Origin of the sequence: Burkholderia sp. Bp8998 (genome assembly GCF_003854235.1) — a bacterium.
GTDB lineage: Bacteria > Pseudomonadota > Gammaproteobacteria > Burkholderiales > Burkholderiaceae > Burkholderia.
The window spans coordinates 105,445-130,110 of record NZ_QTQF01000001.1; the positions used below are offsets into that span (position 1 = coordinate 105,445).

General features: G+C 67.8%; 19 protein-coding genes. 14 read left to right on the forward strand and 5 right to left on the reverse strand.

The window, feature by feature from the left end:
- The first annotated feature begins 223 nt into the window (after positions 1-223).
- From DIE06_RS00485 to DIE06_RS00510, 6 genes are all read left to right on the forward strand, one after another.
- On the forward strand, positions 224-2,173 hold the full coding sequence (locus tag DIE06_RS00485; protein ID WP_124659666.1) for an arylsulfatase: 1,950 nt from the start codon (positions 224-226) through the stop codon (positions 2,171-2,173).
- 16 nt (positions 2,174-2,189) lie between these two features.
- Complete coding sequence (locus DIE06_RS00490; RefSeq protein ID WP_124659667.1) at positions 2,190-3,239, forward strand: formylglycine-generating enzyme family protein; 1,050 nt, start codon at positions 2,190-2,192, stop codon at positions 3,237-3,239.
- Positions 3,236-4,045, forward strand: coding sequence for a MetQ/NlpA family lipoprotein (locus tag DIE06_RS00495; RefSeq protein WP_124659668.1), 810 nt, complete (start codon positions 3,236-3,238; stop codon positions 4,043-4,045). The genes DIE06_RS00490 and DIE06_RS00495 overlap by 4 nt, the downstream gene beginning before the upstream one ends.
- Positions 4,039-5,025 carry a YkgJ family cysteine cluster protein gene (locus DIE06_RS00500; RefSeq protein WP_124659669.1) on the forward strand — a complete coding sequence of 329 codons (987 nt, stop codon included), beginning with the start codon at positions 4,039-4,041 and terminating at the stop codon, positions 5,023-5,025. The genes DIE06_RS00495 and DIE06_RS00500 overlap by 7 nt, the downstream gene beginning before the upstream one ends.
- Positions 5,026-5,090: 65 nt before the next feature.
- A complete protein-coding gene (locus DIE06_RS00505) occupies positions 5,091-5,417 on the forward strand; it encodes an antibiotic biosynthesis monooxygenase (RefSeq protein ID WP_039354446.1) in 327 nt (108 codons plus the stop codon).
- 197 nt (positions 5,418-5,614) lie between these two features.
- On the forward strand, positions 5,615-7,315 hold the full coding sequence (locus DIE06_RS00510; RefSeq protein WP_124659670.1) for a hypothetical protein: 1,701 nt from the start codon (positions 5,615-5,617) through the stop codon (positions 7,313-7,315).
- Between the two features lie 368 nt (positions 7,316-7,683).
- Here DIE06_RS00510 and DIE06_RS00515 read toward each other — a convergent pair whose 3' ends face one another.
- Both DIE06_RS00515 and DIE06_RS00520 read right to left on the reverse strand, forming a co-directional pair.
- On the reverse strand, positions 7,684-7,953 hold the full coding sequence (locus DIE06_RS00515) for a PAAR domain-containing protein (protein WP_124659671.1): 270 nt from the start codon (positions 7,951-7,953) through the stop codon (positions 7,684-7,686).
- Positions 7,954-8,106: 153 nt separating this feature from the next.
- Positions 8,107-9,039, reverse strand: a complete 933-nt coding sequence (locus DIE06_RS00520) for a LysR family transcriptional regulator (protein WP_124659672.1) — start codon at positions 9,037-9,039, stop codon at positions 8,107-8,109.
- 205 nt (positions 9,040-9,244) lie between these two features.
- On the opposite strand from DIE06_RS00520, the gene DIE06_RS00525 reads away from it, so the two are divergent.
- From DIE06_RS00525 to pdeR, 4 genes are all read left to right on the forward strand, one after another.
- The gene (locus DIE06_RS00525) at positions 9,245-10,018 is read left to right on the forward strand and encodes a putative hydro-lyase (protein ID WP_124659673.1); all 774 of its coding nucleotides are present in this window, start codon (positions 9,245-9,247) and stop codon (positions 10,016-10,018) included.
- A gap of 93 nt (positions 10,019-10,111) precedes the next feature.
- On the forward strand, positions 10,112-11,410 hold the full coding sequence (locus DIE06_RS00530) for an MFS transporter (protein WP_124659674.1): 1,299 nt from the start codon (positions 10,112-10,114) through the stop codon (positions 11,408-11,410).
- 120 nt (positions 11,411-11,530) lie between these two features.
- Positions 11,531-15,169, forward strand: a complete 3,639-nt coding sequence (locus tag DIE06_RS00535; protein WP_124659675.1) for a hydantoinase B/oxoprolinase family protein — start codon at positions 11,531-11,533, stop codon at positions 15,167-15,169.
- Between the two features lie 675 nt (positions 15,170-15,844).
- Positions 15,845-17,848, forward strand: a complete 2,004-nt coding sequence (pdeR, locus tag DIE06_RS00545; RefSeq protein WP_124659676.1) for a cyclic di-GMP phosphodiesterase — start codon at positions 15,845-15,847, stop codon at positions 17,846-17,848.
- A gap of 51 nt (positions 17,849-17,899) precedes the next feature.
- Here pdeR and DIE06_RS00550 read toward each other — a convergent pair whose 3' ends face one another.
- Positions 17,900-18,763: a crotonase/enoyl-CoA hydratase family protein gene (locus tag DIE06_RS00550; protein ID WP_124659677.1), complete on the reverse strand. Its 864-nt coding sequence runs from the start codon at positions 18,761-18,763 to the stop codon at positions 17,900-17,902.
- A gap of 386 nt (positions 18,764-19,149) precedes the next feature.
- On the opposite strand from DIE06_RS00550, the gene DIE06_RS00555 reads away from it, so the two are divergent.
- Both DIE06_RS00555 and DIE06_RS00560 read left to right on the forward strand, forming a co-directional pair.
- Entirely contained in the window at positions 19,150-21,120 is a 1,971-nt protein-coding gene (locus DIE06_RS00555) for an APC family permease (protein ID WP_124659678.1), read from the forward strand.
- A 99-nt stretch (positions 21,121-21,219) separates the two neighbouring features.
- On the forward strand, positions 21,220-21,540 hold the full coding sequence (locus DIE06_RS00560; RefSeq protein ID WP_124660037.1) for a DUF1840 domain-containing protein: 321 nt from the start codon (positions 21,220-21,222) through the stop codon (positions 21,538-21,540).
- A 115-nt stretch (positions 21,541-21,655) separates the two neighbouring features.
- Here DIE06_RS00560 and DIE06_RS38110 read toward each other — a convergent pair whose 3' ends face one another.
- On the reverse strand, positions 21,656-21,814 hold the full coding sequence (locus tag DIE06_RS38110; protein ID WP_185733320.1) for a hypothetical protein: 159 nt from the start codon (positions 21,812-21,814) through the stop codon (positions 21,656-21,658).
- 119 nt (positions 21,815-21,933) lie between these two features.
- The gene (locus DIE06_RS00565; protein WP_124659679.1) at positions 21,934-22,119 is read right to left on the reverse strand and encodes a hypothetical protein; all 186 of its coding nucleotides are present in this window, start codon (positions 22,117-22,119) and stop codon (positions 21,934-21,936) included.
- A gap of 323 nt (positions 22,120-22,442) precedes the next feature.
- Between DIE06_RS00565 and DIE06_RS00570 the strand changes: the two genes are divergently transcribed.
- Positions 22,443-24,353, forward strand: coding sequence for a DUF3857 and transglutaminase domain-containing protein (locus DIE06_RS00570; RefSeq protein WP_124659680.1), 1,911 nt, complete (start codon positions 22,443-22,445; stop codon positions 24,351-24,353).
- A 76-nt stretch (positions 24,354-24,429) separates the two neighbouring features.
- Positions 24,430-24,597 (forward strand): hypothetical protein, encoded by a 168-nt coding sequence (locus DIE06_RS38115; protein ID WP_185733321.1) that lies wholly within the window; start codon positions 24,430-24,432, stop codon positions 24,595-24,597.
- Positions 24,598-24,666 lie beyond the last annotated feature (69 nt).

Below are 24,666 nucleotides of genomic sequence, written 5' to 3' on the forward strand. Positions count from 1 at the left end.
TGCGTCGAAATGGGTTGGCACGTTTCATCGGAGCGTGCTGACGAGTGAGTATAAAAACGCGCGGCGGTGCGATCCAATAACGGATTCGGAAAAGCATTTGCGTGGAGGCGCTATGGCGCGCGCCGCATATTCCCCCTTCCCGTTAGCATGTGACGAATCCGACTTTGGGCGCTGCGCGAGCGACGCTAAGATCGCCGATCCCGTAGATCGAGCGTCAACAAGAATGAAAAAGTCCGCCGCGCCGTTGCATGCTTTCCGTTTCCGCGTAGTCTGTGCCGCGATTGCCGGCGCGCTGTCGCTCGCGTCATGCGGCGGCGTCGACAGCAATCCGCCGCCCCAGGCCAATGCGACGCCCGCGGCCAAGCGCCCGAACATCCTGTACATCATGGCCGACGATCTCGGCTATTCCGACATCCATGCATTCGGTGGCGAGATCAACACGCCGAACCTCGACGCGCTGGTCGCATCGGGCCGCATCCTGTCGAACCACCACACCGGCACCGTGTGCGCGATCACGCGCGCGATGCTGATTTCCGGCACCGATCACCACCTCGTCGGCGAAGGCACGATGGGCGTCCCGACCGACGAGCGACGCGGCCTGCCAGGTTACGAGGGATACCTGAACGATCGCGCGCTGTCGTTCGCGCAACTTCTGAAGGACGCCGGCTATCACACGTACATCGCGGGCAAGTGGCACATCGGCTCGGGGATCGTCGGCAGCGCGACGGGCAGCGGGCAGACGCCGGACCAGTGGGGCTTCGAGCGCAGCTACGTGCTGCTCGGTGGCGCGGCGACGAACCACTTCGCGCACGAACCGGCCGGCTCGTCGAACTACACCGAAGACGGCCGCTACGTGCAGCCTGGCCAGCCCGGACAGCCGGGCGGCGCGGGCGGCAGCCCGGCCGTGTTCTACTCGACGAATTTCTATACGCAGAAGCTGATCTCGTACATCGATTCGAACAAGCAGGACGGCAAGCCGTTCTTCGCATACGCGGCATATACGTCGCCGCACTGGCCGCTGCAGGTGCCGGACCCGTGGCTGCACAAGTACGCGGGTGTGTACGACGCCGGCTACGATGCGATCCGCAACGCGCGGATCGCGCGGCAGAAGGCGCTCGGCCTGATCCCCGCGGACTTCAAGCCGTTCGACGGCCTGCCCGAAACGACGTCGGCGTCGCCCGCGACGGCGAACAACGGCACCGCGAACGCGAAGTACATCAGCGCCGTGCATTCGGCCGCCGACGGCTACAGCGACTATGGCACCGGCAAGGTCGACAAGCTGTGGGCGAGCCTGAGCCCGGCCGAGCGCCGTGCACAGGCGCGCTACATGGAGATCTATGCGGGGATGGTCGAGAACCTCGACTACAACATCGGCCTGCTGATCCAGCACCTGAAGGACATCGGCGAATACGACAACACGTTCATCATGTTCCAGTCGGACAACGGCGCGGAAGGCTGGCCGATCGACTCCGGCGCGGACCCGACGGCGACCGACACCGCGAACGGGCAGGAGCCGGTCTATTCGGCGCTCGGCACCGACAACGGCAAGCAGAACGCGCAGCGGCTGCAATACGGGCTGCGCTGGGCCGAAGCGAGCGCGACGCCGTTCCGGCTCACGAAGGGCTATTCGGCCGAAGGCGGCGTGTCGACGCCGACGATCGTGCGGCTACCGGGGCAGACGCAGCAGTTGCCGACGCTGCGCGCGTTCACGCACGTGACCGACAACACGGCGACCTTCCTCGCGGTCGCGGGCGTCACGCCGCCGTCGCAGCCGGCGCCGCCGCTCGTGAACACGCTGACGGGCGTCGACCAGAACAAGGGCAAGGTCGTCTACAACAACCGCTACGTGTATCCGGTGACGGGCCAGTCGCTGCTGCCGGTGCTCACCGGCTCGGCGACGGGCGAAGTGCATACGACGCCGTTCGGTGACGAAGCGTATGGCCGCGCGTACCTGCGCAGCGCCGACGGCCGCTGGAAGGCGTTGTGGACCGAGCCGCCGCTCGGGCCGCTCGATGGCCACTGGCAACTGTACGACCTCGCGGCGGATCGCGGCGAGGCGGCCGACGTGTCCGCGCAGAACCCGTCGGTGATCAGCACGCTGGTCGACCAGTGGAAGACCTACATGAGCAACGTCGGCGGCGTGGAACCGCTGCGTCCGCGCGGCTACTACTGAACCCGGGAGCGACACGATGCGGGTCCGGTTCTGGACGATCGGCGCGGCGCTGGCCGCCACGCTGTTCGCCGCCGCGTTCGCGGCCGGCTATGCGAATCCCGTCGCACCGGCGGGCGGTGCATTCGACGACGCGAATCGCGGCCGTGCGCTCGCGCCGCTCGGCACGGAGCAACAGTGCGCGCGCTATTCGGGCTTGCCGGGCGGGTGGCGCGACGACCCGAAGGCCGGGATGGTGCACCTGCGCGGCGGCGCGTTCGTGTTCGGCAGCACGCGCGGCTATGCGGACGAACGCCCGGCCGGTGACGGCCGCACGCGTGTCGGCGCGTTCTGGATCGACCAGACCGACGTGACGATCGCGCAGTTCGCCGCGTTCGTGCAGGCGACGGGCTACGTGACCGAGGCCGAGCAGCAGGATGGGGCGGCCGTGTTTCATGTGCCGACGCGCGACGAGATGAACGCGCGCGACCTGGCATGGTGGTCGTGGGTGAAGGGCGCATCGTGGCGTCATCCGCGCGGGCCGGGCAGCAATGTCGACGGGCTCGGCAACCTGCCCGTCACGCTCGTCACGCAGCGCGATGCGCTCGCGTATGCGCGCTGGCTCGGCCGCGACCTGCCGACCGAGGCCGAATGGGAATACGCGGGCAAGGCCGGCCGCGACGATGCATCGCTCGACGCGGCGCCGCGCGATGCGCGGGGCAAGCCGGCCGCGAACTACTGGCAGGGCGTGTTCCCGGTGCTCGACACGGCCGAGGACGGCCATGCGGGGCTTGCGCCGGTCGGCTGCTACGCGGCGAACGGCTTCCGGCTCTACGACATGATCGGCAATGCATGGGAATGGACCAAGGACGCGTACACGGGCCCGCACCAGTCGCATACGAACGGCGACACGGCGGCCGTCGCGCCGCCGACGCGCCGGCACGATACGCCGATGGTCATCAAGGGCGGCTCGTTCCTGTGCTCGCGCGACTACTGCGTGCGCTATCGCGCGTCGTCGCGCGAACAGCAGGAAGCCGATCTCGGCGCGTCGCATATCGGGTTTCGCACGATTCTGAGGGATGCATCATGAAGCGCGTCATGGTTTGCGTGGGCGCGTGGCTGATGGCGGCGTGCGCGGTCGTTCATTCGGGTTTGACCGTGGCCGCCGAATCGACCGCACCGGCGGTGCGTGTCGGCGTGACGCGCGGCGTGCATGCGCAGATCCTGGACGAAGTGAAGCGGGTCGCCGCATCGCGAGGATTCGGCATTGACGTCGTCGAATTCGACGATGCATCGCGCATCGACGCGGCGCTGGCCGACGGCCGGATCGACGCAGCCAGTTTCGAGGGTGCACATCAGCTTGCCGCGACGCGCGCGCAGAAACGCTACGCGCTGACCGAAGTCGCGCCGACCGTCACGTTGCCGATGGCGCTCTACTCGCGCAAGCTGAAGAACCTGAACGAACTGCAGCCCGGTGCGACGGTCGCGATTCCCGCCGATCCGCGCGGGATGGCACGCGCGCTCGTGCTGCTGCAGAACGACACGCTGGTGACGCTGCGCGAGCGGGCCGGCCTGCATGCGACGCTGCGCGACGTGACCGGCAACCGGCTCGGGCTGAAGCTCGTCGCGCTGCGGCGCGGTCGCCTTCATGCCGCGCTCGACACGGCCGCGTTCGTTGCGATCGACAGCGACGATGCCGCGCGCGCCGGGCTGCAACCCGCACGCGACAGCGTCAGCATCGAGGATGCGCGCTCGCCGTATGCGAACGTGCTGACGGTGCGCGATGCGGATCGCGCGAAGCCGTGGGTCGCGCAGCTCGTCGCCGCGTATCACTCGGACGACGTCGCGCGCTTCATCCTCACGCGCTACCAGGATTCGGTGCGTCGGCCGTGGTAGATAGCTGGCTGCTCGCGTGCAACGCTTGCGGACGCTGCTGCAACAGCGCACCGACGCTGTCGTTGCGCGAACTGTTCCGGCATCGGCATCGCTTCGTCGGTGCGCTGACGATCCGCCCCGTGCCGAAGCGGCGAACGGGGGAGCGCTGGCGCGCGGGCGGCCGCGAGTACGCGCTCGACGCGGAAGACGTCGCGGCTTCCGATGCGCTGTCGGCGCGGTTGTTTCATCGCACCGGCGGTGCGGGGAGCGAATGGATCGCGCTGACGCTGCAGGGCTACGACTATCCGTCGCTCGGCCGTTGCGCGGCGCTGGCCGACGACGGGCGCTGCAGCGTTCATGCGGACAAGCCGTCGATCTGCCGCGCGGTGCCGCTCGATCCGATGCTGCCGGACCGCTTGCAGTCCCGCGTGCTGGCCGCACGGCGCGACGATGCGGGATGGCTCGGCGCGAACTGCATCGTCGAAGCAGGGGCCCCACACGCTGCCGTCGAGTCCTCATTTCCCATTCCGCTAGTGACGGCCGGGCAGGTCGCGGACCGCGCGGCGCTCGACGCACATCGCGATGCGCTGGTATTCGAGCGCGCGGTGTGGCGGGATGCCGTGTTCGCATCGTTGACCGATGGCGGGCAGGATGTGCGCCATGCACTGTCGCGGCTCGCGCCCGGCGGCTACCTGACCGTGTCGATCGTGCCGGTGCTGCTGGCCGTCGCACCGGTGTCCGCGTATTGCCGTACACGCTGCATCGAGTTCATCGACGCGCAACTCGCGTTGATCGGTATGAACATTGAAACGGCACTCGCGCGCCGGCATGCCGACGACCGGCCCGCGACGCGCGAGTTGCGCGGCTTCGCGCAGGCGCTCGAACGGGCACGGCATGCACTGGCTGCGATGCCGGCGCCCGCGGCCGGCATTCGTGAGGACGCACCGCGCATCGACGCGTGGCTCGCCGACCGGCCCGACCTCGATACGCTCGCCGCGTAACGACGGCGGCCTGCCGCACGTGCCTTACAATCGGCGCTCTTTCAATCGCTTTCGATGGAGCGGGCATGTACGCGTCGACCTTCATTTTCCGAGCCGGGCAATACGACGACGAATTCCACCGGCTCGACCGGCAGATCGCCGACATGGCGCGCGCAACGCCCGGCTACCTCGGCGAGGAGACGTGGGAGAACGCCGAATCGGGGCTGATCCAGAACGTCTATTACTGGGAATCGGAGGCGGCGCTGCAGCAACTGATGCAGCACCCGGCGCATCTCGAGGCGAAGACGAAACAGGCGCGCTGGCTGGACGGCTATCGCGTCGTGATTTCGAAGGTGCTGCGCGAGTATGGCGACGGCAAGCTCACGCAGCCGCATGCGGGGCAATCCGCCTGAATGGCTGTCTGATTCATTTCTTTCGTATTACGGATCAATAACAAGGCGCTGAACCGGGAAACCCGCATGCGTACGCGGGTTTCCGCGAGATCGCGTGCAATCAATTCTTCATCAAGCATGGCTAAGGTGGCGGGGCTTCAGGTCGTCAGTCTGTCCACCAACAACGTCCTCACTCGATGTCGTACGGAGCCTTGTCCATGCCGAATCTCGCCTTGTCCGCGAAGCGCCGCCGCGCGCTGCGCGATCGTGCCGTTCCCGTCTTCGCACTGACGCTGATTGCCGCGAGCATCGGCGCACACGCTGCCGCGCATGACAACGACGGCGACGGCCGTTTTGCACCGGGTTTCGTGCCGGGCTTCCTGGTCCTCAGCCGCAGCGTGTACGACAACGTGTCGGGCAACGTCCAGCCCGGCGCGATCCTGCCGCCGAACTGCGCGAAAACCACCGGCGGTTGCGGCGCGGCATCAGGCGCGCCGAACGACGGCACCTATCCGTACGTGTGGAACAACGACCGCTACGACGGCAGCTTCGGCATCACGTCGCGCATTTTTCTCGACCAGATCACGCCGGCCGGCGGTGTCGTCAGCACGCTCGAAGTGCCGAACAGCCTGCAGAAGGGCTTCGCGCACGACCAGATGGTGACGAGCTTCAGCTCGAAGTCGGAGCTCGGCCTGAACTTGTCGCTCGACGGCAGCTACCTGACGTTCATGGGCTACGTCGCGCCGGTCAATGCGGTCGACGTGTCGAACTCGAACACGCCGCTCGCGGTCGATACGACGAACCCGGACGGGCAGGCCTTCTATCGCGCGATCGCGCGCGTCGATCGTCATGGGCATTTCCGCTTCACCGAGACGAATGCGTACAGCGGCAACAACGGCCGCGCGGCGATCCTGAACGATCGCGACGGCCGCGAGATCTACTACACGTCGGGCAACGCCGGCAACGGCGCGAACCCGCAGCCGGACAACGTGATCCTCGGCGCGGGCGCACAGCTCATCGACGGTGCGAAGCATCATGAAGCGCAGCAGGATCCGGGCGTGCCGACGCCGCTCGCGAGCTTCTCGGTCACGGAACTCGGCGCGAAGGCCGACAAGATCGGCAAGGACGACAACTTCCGCGGCATCGCGGTGCACGACAACGTCGTGTACTACACGAAGGGCAGCGGCGGCAACGGCGTGAACACCGTGTACTTCGTCGATACGACCGGCACCGCGTGTCCGTCGGGCGTCGGCGTGCCGTCGCCGAAGGCCGTGCTGCCGACGGCGCCGCTCGCGTACAACGCGGCCACGCTGCAGACGGCCGGCCTGCCGAGCAACTTGTGCGTGCTGGCCGGCTTCCCGAGCACGCCGAACAAGACCGCGACGACGCTTGCCTATCCGTTCGGGATCTGGTTCGCCGACGCGAACACGCTGTATGTCGCGGACGAAGGCGACGGCTACACGGGCGGCGCAGATCTGTACACGCATGCCGTTGCGCAGAAGACGGCGGGGCTGCAGAAGTGGGTTTATGACGCGGGTGCGAAGCAGTGGAAGCTCGCGTACACGCTGCAGAACGGGTTGAATCTCGGTCAGCCGTATTCGGTCGCCGGTTATCCGGCGGGCAACAATTCGGCGACGGGCCTGCCATGGGCCCCCGCGACGGCCGGCCTGCGCAACCTGACGGGACGCGTCGAGCGCGACGGTACGGTGACGATCTGGGCGATTACGTCGACCGTCAGCGGCAACGGCGACGTCGGTGCGGATCCGAACCGGCTGGTTGCGGTGCGTGACATGTTGAAGAACACGAGCGCGACGACGGCGGCGCATGAGCAATTCGCAGTGCTTCGGACTGCGAAGTTTGCGGAAGTGCTGCGCGGGATCGCGTTCGCGCCGGGGACGGATACGGGGCGGTGGCACTGAGGTAACGGGGCTCGGTCGAGGCCGGGCTGAAAGCGAACGCGGCCGCCTGATGGAGGCGGCCGCGTTTAGCTGGTTTGGTTTGCGCATCGCCGGGCGAGCGGGTTTACCCCGTGCGTTCCAGGTCTGAAGAGGGGGCTAGGTACTTCTTCGTGCCAGTGCAAATCGCCCGTCGGGTTTTCGCGTTCCACCGGTATGGGCCTGCCAGTACGAACTCAATCGGATGGTTCTTACGATCGTTCCTGATATTCCTCGAACCACATCCACCGACGAGGCTCAAACAGGTTCGTGTACTGGTTTCGTTCTGCTTGCCCCCGAGGGGTGAGCTTGCGGACAATGGACAGCGTGCGAGCCTGAGCAAAAAGCGCCATTTACGCCGCCCCCGCCGTTCGCTGACCGACGACAGTCGCACCGCACCCGGTCTTGTCGCCGTGATAACCCACGCGCCGACCGTGATGGGTACGCGGGCCACTCGCCAGCAATGGGAAAGTGCCACCGCATTTCGGACAACGAACGCCATGGCCGTCAAGCGCTACGCCGATTCCGAGATGTTTCAGGTCATCCGCGCATTCGATGACTTCGCCGCCGTGGTCGGTTGTATCGCCCAGGTGGATCATGTCGCGGCCTTGTTCATTTTTCATCAACGATCTCGCAAGTCACGTGGATCGAGATTGATAACGCGGAAATTCGGCGCCGACTATGGGATGAATACGATTTTTCGGACTTTGACTTTCGTTAAAGAAAATGAGTTTTCTTTTTGCGCGCTATCGTTGAATGGAGGTACGCGCACCGCATCACAGCGCCTCAACCAGCAACCGCTTGCTCTTCTCGCAATACTCGTGACAAGCCGCCCGCGCCGCAATCGATGCGCCGTGCACGAACCGCGGCGCATCGGCCCGCCGCGACATCGACACGACGATCGACGGCGGCGAAGGCTGCAGCGGCAACTCCACGACTTCACCGCTTTCGATCAACGCATCGACGAACAGCACCGGAATCGCCGCCACGCCAAACCCGTCGCGCACGAGCTGCACGATCACCGAGATCGACGGCGACCCGGTGATGCGCGTGTCCGACAGCGGCACGCCGTGCGCGTGCGCGAGCGTGCGGACGATATCCTCCAGCGCACGATGCGGCGCCGTACCGCGCCCGTAGGTGAGAATCGGCTGCCGCAGCACCTGCCTGGCGAGCCCCGCGCGCGTGTTCGGCAACAGCCCCGCGCGCGCGATCCAGCGCACCGGGTAGTTCGCGAGCGCATCGCACACGACCGACGCCTCGTCGCTGCCTTCCACGCGGATGATCAGGTCGAGTTCGCCGGCCATCAGCCGGCGCTGCAGCACGACGCTGACGTCGACGGTCAGGTCGATCTCGAGCTGCGGATAGTCGGCCGCCAGCCGCCGCATGTAGTGCGGCAGCCAGCTGTGCACGACGGTTTCGATCACGCCGAGCCGCAGCTTGCCGCGCAGCGCGCTCTCGCCGGCTGCCGCGGCTTGCAGCTCCTGGGTTGCCTCGACCACGGCCTTCGCATAGCCGAGCAGGTATTCGCCGTTCGGCGTGAGCCGGAATTCGCGGCTGTCGCGATCGACGAGTACCGTCTGCAGTTCGTCCTCGAGCGCCTTCAGGCGCTGGGAGATCGCGGCCGGCGTCGCGTGCAGTGCGGCGGCCGTCGTGCGGAAATTGCGCAGCTTCGCGAGCGTGACGAAGGTTTCGAGAAAACGCGTGTTCATGGGCGATCCGACGAGCGATGGACGCGCAGCTTGCCGGTGCAGAAAAATGAACGGGACCTGGGAAAACCCTGAAAGCCGTTAAGGAATTCTATACACCCGACGCAGAAAAACTCGTTGGCGACAAAATTTTTTCTTTTCTATTCTTCGCCGTATCCGCTGACGCAACCGCGTCATCCGAACGACACCCGAACCGCCGACGACCACCATGACGCCTTCCGAATTCCGCCAGTCCGTACGCAGCGGCGCCTTCCGCAAGCCGACCGCCGGCCAGTGCGGCCCGTTCGCGCAAGCGAACCTCGCGATCCTGCCGAACGCGTACGCGCACGATTTCCTGCGTTTTTGTCAGGCGAATCCGAAGGCGTGCCCGCTGCTCGGCGTCGGCGAACCGGGTGCGTTCCGGATCGACGCGCTCGGCGAGGATCTCGATATCCGCACCGACGTGCCGAGCTACAACGTCTACCGGGACGGCCGCCTGACCGAGCGCGTCGAGTCGCTCGAAGCGCTGTGGCGCGACGATTTCGTCGTATTCGCGATCGGCTGCTCGTTCTCGTTCGAGGACATGCTGGCCCGTGAAGGAATCGGCCTGCGCCACGTCGAGGAGGGGCGCAACGTGCCGATGTACCGCACGTCGATTCCGAATCGCCGCGCGGGCATTTTCGGCGGCCAGCTCGTCGTGTCGATGCGGCCGCTGCGTGGCGCCGACGCGATCCGCGCGGTGCAGATCACGAGCCGGTTTCCGGGCGTGCACGGCGCGCCGATCCATCTCGGCGATCCGCGCGAGCTGGGCATCGCCGATCTGAACGCCCCCGAATTCGGCGACGCGGTGACGATCCGCGACGGCGAACTGCCGGTGTTCTGGGCGTGCGGCGTGACGCCGCAAACCGCGCTGATGGACGCGAAGCTGCCGATCGCGATCGCGCACACCCCCGGCCACATGCTGATGACCGACATCACGAACGCGTCGCTGGCCGTTTTCTGACGCGCGGCGACGAACCGCACGACACACATACGCACGACACACCCCCGCACGCACGATCGCCATTTGACGGCGCACAACGACAGGAGCACCACCATGGAAAGCAAGACCCTCGCGGCGAACGCCGCCGAGCCCGCGAGCGCCGAGCGCAACGGCCTGTTCTCGTGGTACGGGGACGCGCAGCCGCGCGAGCGCCGCGCGTTCTGGAGCTGCAAGGTCGGCTACATGCTCGACGGGATGGACACGCAAATGCTGTCGTTCGTGATCCCGACGCTCGTCGCGACCTGGGGCATTTCGCTCGCGGATGCGGGCTTCATCGGCACGATCACGCTGCTCGCGTCGGCAGCCGGCGGCTGGATCGCCGGCATCCTGTCCGACCGGATCGGCCGCGTGCGCACGCTGCAGCTCACCGTGCTGTGGTTCGCCGTGTTCACCGCGCTGTGCGGGCTCGCGCAGAACTACCACCAGCTGCTCGCGGCGCGCGCGCTGATGGGCTTCGGCTTCGGCGGCGAATGGACGGCCGGCGCGGTGCTGATCGGCGAAGTGATCCGTGCGCGCGACCGCGGCAAGGCGGTCGGCCTCGTGCAGTCGGGCTGGGCGATCGGCTGGGGGCTCTGCGCGCTGCTGTACGCGCTGCTGTTTTCGGTGCTGCCGGCCGAGCAGGCGTGGCGCGCGCTGTTCCTCGTCGGCCTCGCGCCCGCGCTGCTGGTCGTCGCGATCCGCCGCTACGTGAAGGAGCCGGACGTCTACGAGAAGGAGAAGGCCGCGCAGGCGAAAGTGGCCGATGCGCCGCGCCTCACCGAGATCTTCGCGCCGAAGCTGATCACGACGACGCTGCGCGCGGCGCTGCTGACGACGGGCGCGCAGGGCGGCTACTACGCGATCACGACGTGGCTGCCGACCTTCCTGAAGACCGAGCGGCACCTCACGGTGATGGGCACCGGCGGCTATCTCGCGATGATCATCTTCGGCTCGTGGGTCGGTTACCTGACGAGCGCGTACCTGACCGACCGCCTGGGCCGCAAGCCGAACTTCATCCTGTTCGCGGTCGGCTCGATGGTGATCGCGTTCGCGTACACGTCGCTGAACCTGACCAACGCGTCGATGCTGTGGCTCGGCTTCCCGCTCGGCTTCTTCGCGTCGGGCATCTTCTCGGGGATGGGCGCGTTCCTCACCGAGCTGTTCCCGACCCGCGTGCGCGGTTCCGGCCAGGGCTTCTGCTACAACGTGGGCCGCGCGATCGGTGCGCTGTTCCCGTTCCTGATCGGCGCGCTGTCCAAGCAATACGGGCTCGGCACGAGCATCGGCATCTTCGCGGTCGCCGCGTACGGCGTGGTGATCGTCGCCGCGCTGACACTGCCCGAGACGCGCGGCCGCGAACTCGACGCCGCGTAAGCCGCAAGGGCGGCCGGCCCTTCGTTTTCATTCCCCTTTATCGACCCCGTGACACGGCGCGCGCCGCGCGCCGTGCGGCGGCGCTCGTCCCTCGATTCCACGACGCATCGACCCGACACCATGACTGACCGACACCTTTCCCCCGTTCCCTCCGACGCCGCGCGCTGGCAATTCTGGATCGACCGCGGCGGCACGTTCACCGACATCGTCGCGCGCCGGCCCGACGGCACGCTCGTCACGCACAAGCTGCTGTCGGAGAACCCGGAGCAATACCGCGACGCGGCCGTGGCCGGCATCCGCCACCTGCTCGGCCTCGCGGCCGGCGAGCCGATCACGCCCGAGCGCGTCGACATGGTGAAGATGGGCACGACGGTCGCGACCAACGCGCTGCTCGAACGCAAGGGCGAACGCACCGCGCTCGCGACGACGCGCGGCTTTCGCGACGTGCTGCGCATCGCGTACCAGAACCGCCCGCGCCTGTTCGATCTCGACATCGTGCTGCCCGATGCGCTGTACGAGACCGTCGTCGAGGTCGACGAGCGGATCGGCGCGCACGGCGACGTCGTCGCGCCGCTCGACCTGCACGGCGCGGAAGCGGCGTTGCGCCGCGTGTTCGACTCGGGCGTGCGGGCATTGGCCATCGTGCTGATCCACGGCTATCGCTACACCGCGCACGAACGCGCGCTGGCCGACCTCGCGCGCTGGATCGGCTTCACGCAGGTGTCGGTGTCGCACGAGGTGTCGCCGCTGATGAAGATGGTGTCGCGCGGAGACACGACCGTGGTCGACGCGTATCTGTCGCCGATCCTGCGCCGCTACGTCGAGCAGGTCGCGCACGAGATGCCCGGCGTGAACCTGCAGTTCATGCAGAGCAGCGGCGGCCTGACGCGCGCCGACGCGTTCCAGGGCAAGGACGCGATCCTGTCCGGGCCGGCCGGCGGCATCGTCGGGATGGTGCGCGCCGCGCGCGCGGCCGGCTTCGAGCGCGTGATCGGCTTCGACATGGGCGGCACGTCGACCGACGTGTCGCACTACAACGGCGAGTTCGAGCGCGTGTTCGAGACGCAGGTGGCCGGCGTGCGGATGCGCGCGCCGATGATGAGCATCCATACGGTCGCGGCCGGCGGCGGCTCGGTGCTCGGCTTCGACGGCGCGCGGCTGCGCGTCGGGCCCGAATCGGCCGGCGCGAACCCGGGGCCGGCCGCCTACCGGCGCGGCGGCCCGCTGACGGTGACCGACTGCAACGTGATGCTCGGCAAGATCCAGCCCGATCACTTTCCGCGCGTGTTCGGCCCGCACGCGGACGAACCGCTCGACCGCGACGGCGTGGCCGCGAAGTTCGCGGCGCTCGCCGACGAGATCCACGCGGCGACCGGGCGGCGCGAGACGCCCGAGGCGCTCGCCGAAGGGTTCCTGGAAATCGCGATCGGCAGCATGGCGAACGCGATCAAGAAGATCTCGGTGCAGCGCGGCCACGACGTGTCGCGCTACGTGCTGACGACGTTCGGCGGAGCGGGCGGCCAGCACGCGTGCGGCGTGGCCGACGCGCTCGGGATGACGCAGGTGTTCGCGCATCCGCTCGCGGGCGTGCTGTCTGCTTACGGAATGGGCCTCGCCGACCAGACCGTGATGCGCGAGCGTGCGGTGGAGGCCGTGCTGTCCGACGCGTCGCTGCCGGCGCTGAACGCGGCGCTCGACCGGCTGACCGACGATGCGGTCGGCGCGCTGCTCGAACAGGGCGTGCCGCCGGAACGCATCGCGACCGAGCGGCGCGTGCACCTGCGCTACCAGGGCACCGATTCCGCGCTCGACGTGCCGGCCGGCAGCGTCGCCGCGATGCAGCAGGCGTTCGAAGCCGCGTACCGGCAGCGCTACGCATTTTTGATGCCCGGCACGCCGCTGGTCGCCGAACTGGCCTCGGTCGAGGCGATCGGCCGCTCCGACGCGCCGGTCGAGATCGCGCCGCTCGCGCCGCGCGACGAGGGCGCGGCGCCGCACGCGCACAGCGCCGTGCGCTTCCATTCCGGCGGTCAATGGCATGACGCGGCGCTGTACGTGCGCGACACGCTGCTGGCCGGCGACACGATCGACGGCCCGGCGATCGTCGCGGAGAAGAACGGCACGACCGTCGTCGAACCCGGCTGGCGCGCGCGGATGACCGCGCAGGGCAACCTCGTGCTGACGCGCACGACGCCGCTGCCGACGCGCCGCTCGCTCGGCACCGATGCCGACCCGGTGCGGCTCGAGATCTTCAACAACCTGTTCATGTCGATCGCCGAGCAGATGGGGCTGCGGCTGCAGAACACCGCGTACTCGGTGAACATCAAGGAGCGGCTCGACTTCTCGTGCGCGATCTTCGACGGCGACGGCAACCTGATTGCGAACGCGCCGCACATGCCCGTGCACCTGGGCTCGATGGGCGAGAGCATCCGCACGGTGATCGAGCGCAATCGCGGCCGCATGCGCGACGGCGACGTGTTCATGCTGAACGACCCGTACCACGGCGGCACGCACCTGCCGGATGTCACCGTCATTACCCCGGTGTTCGCGGACGGCTCGGACACGCCGCTGTTCTACGTCGGCTCGCGCGGCCACCATGCGGACATCGGCGGCACGACGCCGGGCTCGATGCCGCCCGATTCGACGCACATCGAAGAAGAGGGCGTGCTGATCGACAACTGGCAGCTCGTGTCGGCGGGCGAACTGCGCGACGCCGACACGCGCGCGCTGCTCGCGTCGGGCCGCTATCCGGCGCGCAACGTCGAGCAGAACATGGCCGACCTGCGCGCGCAGATCGCGGCGAACCAGAAGGGCGTCGACGAGCTGCGGCGGATGGTCGGGCAGTTCGGCCGCGACGTCGTGCTCGCGTTCATGGGGCACGTGCAGGACAACGCGGAAGAGGCGGTGCGGCGCGTGATCGGCGCGCTGCAGGATGGCGCATACCGCTATCCGCTCGACAACGGTGCCGAGATTCGCGTCGCGATCCGCGTGGACCGCGCGGCACGCCGTGCGGAGATCGATTTCACCGGCACGTCCGCGCAGCTCGACAACAACTTCAACGCGCCGAAGGCCGTCTGCATGGCCGCGGTGCTGTACGTGTTCCGTACGCTGGTCGGCGACGACATTCCGCTGAACGCCGGCTGCCTGAAGCCGCTGACGGTGATCGTCCCCGCCCGGTCGATGCTGAACCCCGAGTATCCGGCGGCGGTCGTGTCGGGCAACGTCGAGACGTCGTCGGCGATCACCAACGCGCTGTACGGCGCGCTCGGCTGCGTCGCATCGAGCCAGGGAACAATGAATAACTTCACATTCGGCAACGATCGATACCAGTACTACGAGACCATCGCCGGCGGCAGCGGCGCGGGCGACGGCTTCGCGGGTGTCGGCGCGGTGCAGACGCACATGACGAATTCGCGGCTCACCGATCCGGAGGTGCTCGAATGGCGCTACCCGGTGCGGCTCGATTCGCACCGGCTGCGCGCGGGTTCCGGCGGCGGCGGGCGCTGGCGCGGCGGCGACGGCGCGGTTCGGCGGATCCGCTTCCTCGAGCCGATGACCGCGTCGATCCTGTCGAACAACCGGATCCACGCACCGTTCGGCGCGGCGGGCGGCGAGGCCGGCGCGCTCGGCCGCAACACGATCGAGCGGGCGGACGGCACGGTCGAGACGCTCGAGCATATCGGCCGCGCGCAGATGGCGCCGGGCGACGTGTTCGTCGTCGAAACGCCGGGCGGCGGCGGTTACGGCGCGGCGGGCTGAGCGATACGGCATGACGCACGCGGAAAGCCGTGCGGCGGCGCGGCCCGCCGGCCGGCTTCCGCGTGCTCCGGCCGGGCAATCGTACCGGTTCCATTCATGCCGCCGCATTGTGCGCGCGGGGTGGCGTTATATTCGCCCGCACCGATTGGCCCGATATTGCAACCGATGCGGGAATAAAGACGCGCATTCACGCACCGAACGGCACCGAAAATCCCCGATTCCGCGGGCGGCGCAATACGATCCGACCCCGCGACGGTACCGTGCCGGCGGACCGCTGCCGGGACGCCGTGATTTCCCGCAAACCCCTGTCCGACGGGGCGCTCCGGCGATTCCGCCGGCCTGGTTCGACGCGCTTGCGACTGCCTGCGCGCATCCCGCGAACCACGAAAAGGCCCCGGTGCCAATCGAGTTCCGATTCCTTGACACCCCGTTCCAAATGTGAGTGCCAATCTTCATCGTCATTTGATAAGATGGGTTTCATCATTGGTTTGGAAAACCTGCGCGCGACATGCGCGAACGCCGGGTCGCATTGGTTGGAAACAAGTACGGAACGAGGGCCGCTGTCACAGGCGTCACGACTACCTCGCCGGGTGTGTGCGCTGCGCACCCTGGGGACGGGCGCGGCCAGCTCACCTCCGTCTACACTGTGCGTTTTTTCTGGATCGGGGCGTGTCCATGGATGACGAAAGCGAAAGCGCCGTGCTCGAAGCGCATCTCGGTACGCGCAGCCCATGCTGGCGCCTCGGCAGCGACAGCAATGCACTCGAACTGGCCGCCGTTCGCGGCCTGACCAATGTCGCGATTGCGCTGAGCGGCGAGCAGGCCACGCGGATTCGCGCGCTCACCGGCGTCACGTCGCACCTCGTGCTCGAACTCGCACTGTTCGGCGATCCGGTCAGCCTCCATCTGGTCGGCAGGAAGGTCGACACCGCCAACTGGGCCGGCACGGCCTCCGCCTATTCCGATACCGCGTCCGTCGCCGGCGATCTCGCGCACGGGCTCGCGTTCGCCGAGCAGGTCGTATCCGAAGTGAATTCGCTCGTCGTGATCCTCGACCGCAACGGCAAGGTGCAGCGCTTCAACCGCCTGTGCGAGGAAGTGACGGGCAAGCGCGAGGTCGACGTGATCGGCCGCAGCGCGTTCGAGCTGTTCATGAGCCCCGAGCAGGGTGCGCAGTCGCGCAGCAACATCACCGGCTTTTTCGCGAGCAACCGGTCGTTCGCGGTCGAGCGCTACATCAACACGGTCAACGGCCCGCGCCTGTTCGAGTTCCGCAACAAGTTCGTGCAGAGCGGCAGCGGCGCCGACGAGCAGTTCCTGATCTGCTCGGGCGTCGACGTCACCGAGGAGCGCAACGCGCAGCAGCGGCTCAGCGAACTCGCGAATACCGACGTGCTGACCGGCTTGCCGAACCGTCATGCGATCAGCGAGCGCATCCGCGTCGCGCTGGCCGCTGACCGCACCGACGTGCGCGGCCAGGTCGGCATCCTGTTCCTCGATCTCGACAACTTCAAGCGCGTCAACGATCACTACGGGCACATCACCGGCGACCGCCTGCTGCAGGACGTATCCGCGGTCATCGGCGACTGCCTGCCGTCCGGCGCGACGCTCGCGCGGCTCGGCGGCGACGAATTCCTCGTGCTGTTCGAGCACGGCACGCGGCCGCTGCTCGAGGCGACCGCACAGATCATCCTCGAGCGGCTGCGCACGCCGATCCACCTCGGGCTGGTGGAGGTCTACACGAGCTGCTCGATCGGCATCGCGATGTATCCGCAGCACGGCGATTCGCTCGAAACGCTGATCCGCAGCGCCGACACCGCGATGTACGTCGCGAAGGAAGAAGGCAAGCATACCTACCGCGTGTTCTCGCTCGAGATGAACCAGAAGGTCGCGAAGTACATGTGGCTCGACACGAACCTGCGCAAGGCGCTCGAGGAAGAGCAGTTCGTGCTGCATTACCAGCCCGTCGTCGACATCGCGACCGGCGACGTGCGCGCCGTCGAGGCGCTGATCCGCTGGCAATCGCCCGATCGCGGGCTCGTCGCGCCGATCGAATTCATCCGTTTCGCGGAAGAGTCGGGGCTGATCGCGCCGCTCGGCCGCTGGGTGATGCGCACCGCTGCCGCGCAGGCCGCCGCGTGGAAGGCGATGGGGCTCGGCGTGCGGATCGCGGTGAACGTGTCCGCGCGGCAGTTGCAGGACATGAACATCGTCGATCAGTTCGCGTCGATTCTCGACGCCGCGGGCCTGAAGCCGAGCCTCGTCGACATCGAACTCACCGAAAGCAGCTTCATCGAGGACGAGGAATCGGCGCACGAACTGATGAAGCAGTTCCGCCAGCTCGGCGCGGAGATTCATCTCGACGATTTCGGCACCGGCTATTCGTCGCTGTCGCAGCTGTCGCGGCTGCCGCTCGATTCGATCAAGCTCGATCGCAGCTTCATCACGGGCATCGACCGCAACCCGCGCTCGCAGGCGCTGGTGCGATCGGTCGTGTCGCTCGCGAGGGCGCTGAGTTTCTCGGTGGTCGCCGAAGGCGTCGAGACGCATGCGGAAGCCGAATTCCTGAAGCAGATCAATGTCGACCACGCGCAGGGTTTCTACTTCGCGCGGCCGATGCCGGCCCAGGCCTTCGAGTCCTGGCTCGCGGAGACGAGGAAGCTCAGGCTGATCGCCTGAGCTTCGCCGCATGACGGGCGCCGCCGGTTGCACGGCGGCGCTTCGCTCACATCACACCGTGCGCAGCTTCGACACGCGCCGGTTCTGCAGCATCACCAGACGTTCCATGTACGCGAGATCCTTCGGCTCGATCGTGAACGCCGCGTGAACCCATTCCTCGGTGATGTCCATCAGTTCGGAACGCGTGAGGTGGAACACGCGTTCGCGTGCGCGCAGCATCGCGCGGATGCCGTTCAGCTTCGGCTTCATCACGTCGATGAAGGTGCGCGTCGCGAGGTACGCGTCGCCCGCGTCGAACGTCTGGTCGACCAGCCCGCGATCCTCGTACCACTCCGCCGCATGCGGCTCGCCGGACGAGATCAGCGATTCCGCGAGCCCGCGGTCCGCCTTGCGCGCGACCAGCGAATAGCCGCCCATGCCCGGGAACAGGTTGAACGCGATCTCGGGAAAGCCGAGCTTCACGCCCTTCTGAGCGAGCATGTAGTGGTGCGCGAGGGCGGCCTCGAAGCCGCCGCCCAGCGCGCTGCCCTCGACCATCGCGATCGAGATCGCCCCGGTGCCGAAGCCCGTGTAGATCTCGTACACGCCGTCGATGCACGAGCGCGCGTAGGCCATCAGCTGGTCGCGGCGGCCGCTGCGGATCGCGTCGACGAAGAAGCTCAGGTCGCCGCCGACGTTGAACAGCTCGGGGACGAGCGAGCCCGTCACCCAGAAGTCGAACGGCAGGCCCGAGTCGCGTGCGACGCGCGCGAGATGGATGATGTCGGTGACGAGTTGCTGGTTGAAGCACGGCCGCGGCTCCGATCGCAGCATCATCCACATGATGTTGCGGCCTTCTTCGTAGAATGCGGTCAGCTGCGTGAGTTCGCCTGCCTCGTAAAACGGGCGGCACGCCGGATGGGATTGGAGTTGCATGGTATGTCCTCGTGAGATGTGGTTTTCCAGAAACCGTCGCGACCGGCGTCGTGGAAACCTGCCCCCGGATGGCGCCGACCGCGAGGCACCGCCATTGTTGCGCGCACACAAAAGTCGAATTGCGTGGAACAACGCACGATCGGGACACGGGTGGCGTCCCGTCCGATGCGGACCGTGCGAGCCATGCGAATGACGCGATCGATGCGATCGCTCGGCGGTGCGGGCATGCCGCCTCGGCAGACGTGCGGCGTGCCGGTCGCTTACGCGTTGAAAGCGACGCCGCGCCATCGGCCGCGTCTCATGGAATGTGCGGACTGGTGCAGCGGCCGGGCGTCGGCTAGCTTTGGAGGATGACGCCGCCGCGCCCGGCGTTTCGGGAGGGGACCATGACCGCAGTCCAGAAGATGTGGCGGCTGCTCGTCGGAAAGCCGCTGGACCCGCTCGATCCGCGCACGCGCCATGCGATCGCCGTGACGCCGTTGCTGGCCTGGGTCGGGCTCGGTGCCGACGGGCTGTCGTCGTCGTGCTACGGCCCGGAGGAGGCGTTCCTCGCGCTCGCGCACCACACGCCGCTTGCGCTGTTCCTCGCATGTGCCACCGCGGCGACCGTGTTCATCATCGCGCTCGGCTACAACCAGGTGATCGAGCTGTTTCCGACCGGCGGCGGCGGCTATCGCGTCGCGACGTCGCTGCTCGGGTCGAAGCCGGGCCTCGTGTCGGGCGCGGCGCTGCTGGTCGACTACGTGCTGACCGTCGCGACGTCGCTCGCGAGCGGGGTCGACGCGTTCTTCAGCTTGCTGCCGGTCAGTGCGCAGGCGTTCAAGCTCACGACCGAGATCGTGCTGATCCTGTTGATGACGGGGCTCAACTTCCGCGGGATGCGCGAATCGATCATGGTGCTGCTGCCGATCTTCATCGGCTTCGTCGTGCTGCACTTCGGGCTGATCGTGTACGGCGTCGCGGTGCACGGCAGCAACCTGGCGGCGATCGTGCCCGACGCGGTGCACGAGGCGCACGGGATGTCGCAATCGCTCGGCGTGTTCGTGATGCTCGCGTTGCTGATGCGCGCGTTCTCGCTCGGCGGCGGCACCTATACGGGCCTCGAGGCCGTGTCGAACAACGTGAACATGCTCGCCGATCCGCGCGTGCCGAACGGCAAGGTAACGATGTGGTACATGTCGACGTCGCTCGCGTTCACGGCTGGCGGCATCATCCTGCTGTACATGCTGTGGCATGCGCGGCCCGTCGAGGGCGAGACGCTGAACGCGGTCGTGTTCGGCAGCGTGATCGACCATCTCGGGCTCGGCTCCGCGTTCGCGCGCCACGCGCTGCTTGCGGCCGTGCTCGCGTTCGAGGCGGGGCTGCTGCTGGTCGGCGCGCAGACGGGGTTTCTCGACGGGCCGGCCGTGCTGTCGAACATGGCGTCGGACTCGTGGGTGCCGCGCCATTTCCGCGACCTGTCGACACGCCTCGTGCGGCAGAACGGCATTATCGTCGTCGGCCTGTCGAGCCTGCTGATCCTGCTGTGGACCCACGGGAACGTCGACGTGCTCGTCGTGCTGTACAGCATCAACGTGTTCCTCACGTTCAGCATGTCGCTGCTCGGGCTATGCACGTACTGGTGGCGCCATCGCAGCGAGCGCGGCTGGTTCAAGCACTTCTTCCTGTCGGCGCTCGGGCTCAGCGTGACGGCGACCGTGCTCGTCATCACGCTGATCGAGAAGTTCACGGCAGGCGGCTGGCTCACGGTGCTCGTGACGAGCGCGGTGATCGCGCTATGCGTGATGATCAACCGCCACTACGCGTATACGCGCGCGCAGCTCGCGAAGGAAGACGCGCTGTTCTCGGGGCCGCCGCCGGAAGTCGACGAGGCCGCCGCGCCGGGCCGGCCCGATCCCTCCCAGCCGACGGCCGTGCTGCTGGTCGGCAAGCATCGCGGTGCGAGCATGCACGCGCTGCTGTGGGTCAACCGGTTGTTTCCCGGACACTTCCGCAACGTGATCTTCCTCGCGGTGGGCGAGGTCGACGCGAAGGCGTACGACGGGCACGAGCATCTGGAGCGGCTGCGTCACACGATCACCGAGTCGCTCGACTACTACGTCGCGCACTGTCGCCGCAACGGCATCGCGGCCGACTACCGGATCGCGTTCGGCACGAACCCGGTCGTCGAATTCATGAACCTCGCGTCGTCGACGCTCGATGTCTATCCGAACGCCGTGTGCTTCGCGAGCAAGCTGATCTTCAGGCGCGTGAATTTCCTGACCGCGTGGCTGCACAACCAGACGCCGGTCGAGCTGCAGGCGCGGCTGCATGTCGAGGGGCGGCAGATGGTGTTGTTGCCGATGAATGTCGGGTAGCGGGGCGGCGGCCGGGCGCGGCAGGACGGCCGCGAGTTTCGCCGCGACTGGCGGACAACGTCGCACGGCCTCGTGGCGACGACAAGGGGGGACATGACGATGATGGTTACGTTTCGGTCATCCGCCGCACCGGACATCGTGATGTTGCGCGATCTGGCGCAGTACCTGCTGGGGCTCGTCGGCAAGGAGTTCGACGTGCGTGGCGTGATTTCCACCGACGAATTGCCGGGCGCGATCGCGCGGCTCGAGCAGGCGATCAGGGATGACGCGGAGCGGGAAAGCGCGCACGAGCGGTCGACGCAGGCGCGGCGCAGCGAACTGTCGCCGCGTGCGGGCGACCTCGCGCAACGCGCGTGGCCGCTGCTGGACATGATGCGTGCGGCCCGTGAGCAGGGCCGCCACGTGATGTGGATCGTATAGGCGCGCGACGCGCGCCGGCTGCCCGGGAACCGGACCTCCGCTGCAAGGCCGACGGCCTGGCGTCGCAAGACGCCGTGCCGTCGGCCGATTTTTTTGTGCGGTGCGCGCTTTCCGCCTACGAATGGCGGTGCGTATGCGAGCGTGCCGAGCGGCGCGACGCGCGATGCAGCAGCCGGTCGCGCGTGCTGTCGCGGCTGCGCCGTTCCGCGAAGAACAGCACCGCGAACACGAGGACCGCGAGCAGCAAGACGGTCGCGACGATAGTGTTTTCCATGTCGCCTCCGGCAGGTTACGGCCGGTACCGGTGGTTCCGACCCCGCGTCGCGAACGCACACGTCGCGAACGCGCACGTTGCGGCAGGAGCGGGGCGCACGAACGAGGGCCGGGCCGCGTTTACGTCAGCATCGGCATCGCTTCGATCAGCGCGATCCCGAGCAGCGCGCCGATCGTGGCGCCGACCAGCTTCGGATGCCACCGCTCGAGATGCAGCGCGGTCAGCAGCGCACCGATCAGGATCACGCCCAGCAGCGCGAACGCGATCGCGAGATAGCCGATTTCGAAATCGTTGTTGATCAGCATGATGCATCCTTCCGCATGTCGGCGTGTCGAATTCACCGGATCGTCATGCGTTTCGGCGACGTCGCACGCACGCTTTGCTTGTCTTGATTGTATGTCGTGACGTGATACAAAAGGCGATCGCGCGCGGAGTAGATCGTGAAAGTGCGCCAGGCCGCCTGTGCGACGCGTGCGGCGCTTCCTCGCCCGCCCGGTGCGTGGCGGCGCGCCGCGGCTTGACGCTCGCGGGCACGTCACCCACACTGGGTTCGACGACGGCGCGCGGCGCGCGCGAACGCGTGTCCGTTGCGTCCCGACATGAACACGAACGCGCGGAGAGCTTCGACGTGGTGCGTTTTTCGTTCCGATCGACCGGCACGCTGCCGGGCTGCACCGCCGTGCTCGCGGTTGCCGTCGCCGCGGTCGCGCTGGCGCTGGTGCGTCCCGCGTTCGCCGACACGGGCGACGAGGCGCCCGTGACGCTCGTCAGCGATGTCCATGTATTCGTGATCCAGCACGACGGCTCGCTCGACGAGGACGACGATTCGACACTGCGCGCGAACGATGCGAACGGGATCGATGCGATCGCGCAGCGCTACGTGTGGTTCGACAAGAACCTGGAGAAGGTCGACCTGGTCGCGGCCGAGACGATCGATCGCGACGGCGCCGCGCATCCGGTCGGCCCCGACGGCATCCGCGACGTCCAGGAGCCGCGCTCGGCCGGCGCGCCGACCTTCCAGGACGGGTTGCTGCGCACCGTCGTGTTTCCCGGCGTCGAGGCCGGGTCGAGCACGCGCATCGCGTTCCGCAAGTCGCGCACGAGGCCGGTCAACGCCGGTTACTTCGGCTACACCGTCGAACCGTCGCGCGAGCCGGTGGAGAACCAGCGGCTGATCTTCGACGTGCCGGCCGACATGCCGCTGCATGCGGACGCGCGCGGCTACGTCGCGCTGCCGCCGGTGACCGCGAACGGCCGCACGCGCTACGCATTCGATTACCGGCACGGCCCGTACGACCGGATCGAGAACGGCTCGGTCGGTTATCCGACCTACGGGGACCGGCTCGTGGTGTCCACGCTGCCTGACTACGCCGCGTTCGCCGCGCGCTACCGCAACGCGGCCGTCGACCCGAGCGTGAACGATCCGGTCATCGCGGGGCTGGCGCGCGCGCTGACCGCCGATGCTGCCGATCCGCACGACAAGGCGCGCATCCTGTACGACTGGGTGCAGGCGAACGTGCGTTACGTCGCGATTTTTCTCGGCGAGACGGCCGCCGCGCCGCATCGCGTGACGGACATCCTGCGCAACCGCTACGGCGACTGCAAGGACCACGTCGCGCTGTTCGGCGCGTTGCTCGCGGCGATCGGCATCCGCAGCGAGCCGGTGCTGATCAATCTCGGCTCCGTGTACACGCTGCCGTCGGTGCCGGGTTATGGCGGCGGCGCGATCAATCACGCGATCACGTGGCTGCCCGATCTCGGCCTCTACGCGGACACGACGACGACCGGCATTGCATTCGGCTACCTGCCGCCGATCGTGATGGACCGGCCGGCGCTGCTCGTCGACACCGGCGTGCTGTCGCGCACGCCGGCCACGCAGCCGAAGCGCCGGACCGCGCGCGTGGAGATCGACGCGGCGCAACCGGGCGCCGCGCAGTTTCACGCGCTGGTCGAGGACGGCGGCTGGACGGCGGAACTCGAACGCACGCTGTTTCGCCGTGCGGCGCCCGACCGCATCCGGCAGCTCGCGAACGAACGCCTGCGGCAAAGCGGGCTGCGCGGCCGCGCCCGGATCTCGACCGGCGATCGCCGCGCGACGGACGGACCGTTCGACGTCACGTATGCCGGCACGCTCGATCACTTCGTGTGGCCGGACGGCACGACCGCCGTGCCCGCGCTGTCGAGCGTCACGGGCGGCATCGCGACACAGGTCGAGGGCTGGCTCGCCGAACCGGTGCGCACCCAGCCCTGGGTATGCCTCGGCGGCACGTTCGACGAGACCGGCCAGATCGCGCTGCCGGCCGACGTCGCGGTGACCGACCTGCCGGCCGATACGGTCGTGCACGACCGCTTCGTCGATTTCACGTCGCATTACGTCTTCGATGCGGCCGCGCACGTCGTGCAGGTCACGCGCAGGATGACGGCGGCGTTCGGCCGGCAAGTCTGCACTGCCGATGAATTCGCGGCGCTGCGCACGTCGCTCGAACGCATCGAACGCGACACGCAGGCGCAGATCGTCGTGCGGGCAACGCAACGTTGAACGTCGCGCGCGGCGGAAGTGGCGCGCGGCGCGATCGCACGCGCGGCCGAAGCCGGCCGACGCACAGGAGAGGAACATGACGGAACGGGAATACGAAATCGCCGACCTGTCGAAGGAATTGCTGGGCCGGATCGTGCAGGGCGCGGTGATGAGCGGCGCGCCGGTGGATGCGCAACAGTGCGCGGCGCTGGCCGTGGAGTGCGCGACGGCGCTGGTGGACACGCTCGACGCGCGCAACGGCTGAGCGCCATCGTCACGGGTGACGACGGATCGAGCGATCGCGGGGCGACCCGGCAGGCGCTCGCTTCGCCGT

Bases quoted from the DNA above. Each gene is read 5' to 3' on its own strand.
- DIE06_RS00525 (WP_124659673.1), top strand. From the start codon at position 9,245: ATGACGCCTTCCGAATTCCGCCAGTCCGTACGCAGCGGCGCCTTCCGC.
- DIE06_RS00505 (WP_039354446.1), top strand. From the start codon at position 5,091: ATGTACGCGTCGACCTTCATTTTCCGAGCCGGGCAATACGACGACGAA.
- DIE06_RS00550 (WP_124659677.1), bottom strand. From the start codon at position 18,763: ATGCAACTCCAATCCCATCCGGCGTGCCGCCCGTTTTACGAGGCAGGC.
- DIE06_RS00535 (WP_124659675.1), top strand. From the start codon at position 11,531: ATGACTGACCGACACCTTTCCCCCGTTCCCTCCGACGCCGCGCGCTGG.
- pdeR (WP_124659676.1), top strand. From the start codon at position 15,845: ATGGATGACGAAAGCGAAAGCGCCGTGCTCGAAGCGCATCTCGGTACG.
- DIE06_RS00520 (WP_124659672.1), bottom strand. From the start codon at position 9,039: ATGAACACGCGTTTTCTCGAAACCTTCGTCACGCTCGCGAAGCTGCGC.
- DIE06_RS38115 (WP_185733321.1), top strand. From the start codon at position 24,430: ATGACGGAACGGGAATACGAAATCGCCGACCTGTCGAAGGAATTGCTG.
- DIE06_RS00495 (WP_124659668.1), top strand. From the start codon at position 3,236: ATGAAGCGCGTCATGGTTTGCGTGGGCGCGTGGCTGATGGCGGCGTGC.
- DIE06_RS00530 (WP_124659674.1), top strand. From the start codon at position 10,112: ATGGAAAGCAAGACCCTCGCGGCGAACGCCGCCGAGCCCGCGAGCGCC.
- DIE06_RS00560 (WP_124660037.1), top strand. From the start codon at position 21,220: ATGATGGTTACGTTTCGGTCATCCGCCGCACCGGACATCGTGATGTTG.
- DIE06_RS00485 (WP_124659666.1), top strand. From the start codon at position 224: ATGAAAAAGTCCGCCGCGCCGTTGCATGCTTTCCGTTTCCGCGTAGTC.
- DIE06_RS00555 (WP_124659678.1), top strand. From the start codon at position 19,150: ATGACCGCAGTCCAGAAGATGTGGCGGCTGCTCGTCGGAAAGCCGCTG.
- DIE06_RS00565 (WP_124659679.1), bottom strand. From the start codon at position 22,119: ATGCTGATCAACAACGATTTCGAAATCGGCTATCTCGCGATCGCGTTC.
- DIE06_RS00515 (WP_124659671.1), bottom strand. From the start codon at position 7,953: ATGAAAAATGAACAAGGCCGCGACATGATCCACCTGGGCGATACAACC.
- DIE06_RS38110 (WP_185733320.1), bottom strand. From the start codon at position 21,814: ATGGAAAACACTATCGTCGCGACCGTCTTGCTGCTCGCGGTCCTCGTG.
- DIE06_RS00490 (WP_124659667.1), top strand. From the start codon at position 2,190: ATGCGGGTCCGGTTCTGGACGATCGGCGCGGCGCTGGCCGCCACGCTG.
- DIE06_RS00510 (WP_124659670.1), top strand. From the start codon at position 5,615: ATGCCGAATCTCGCCTTGTCCGCGAAGCGCCGCCGCGCGCTGCGCGAT.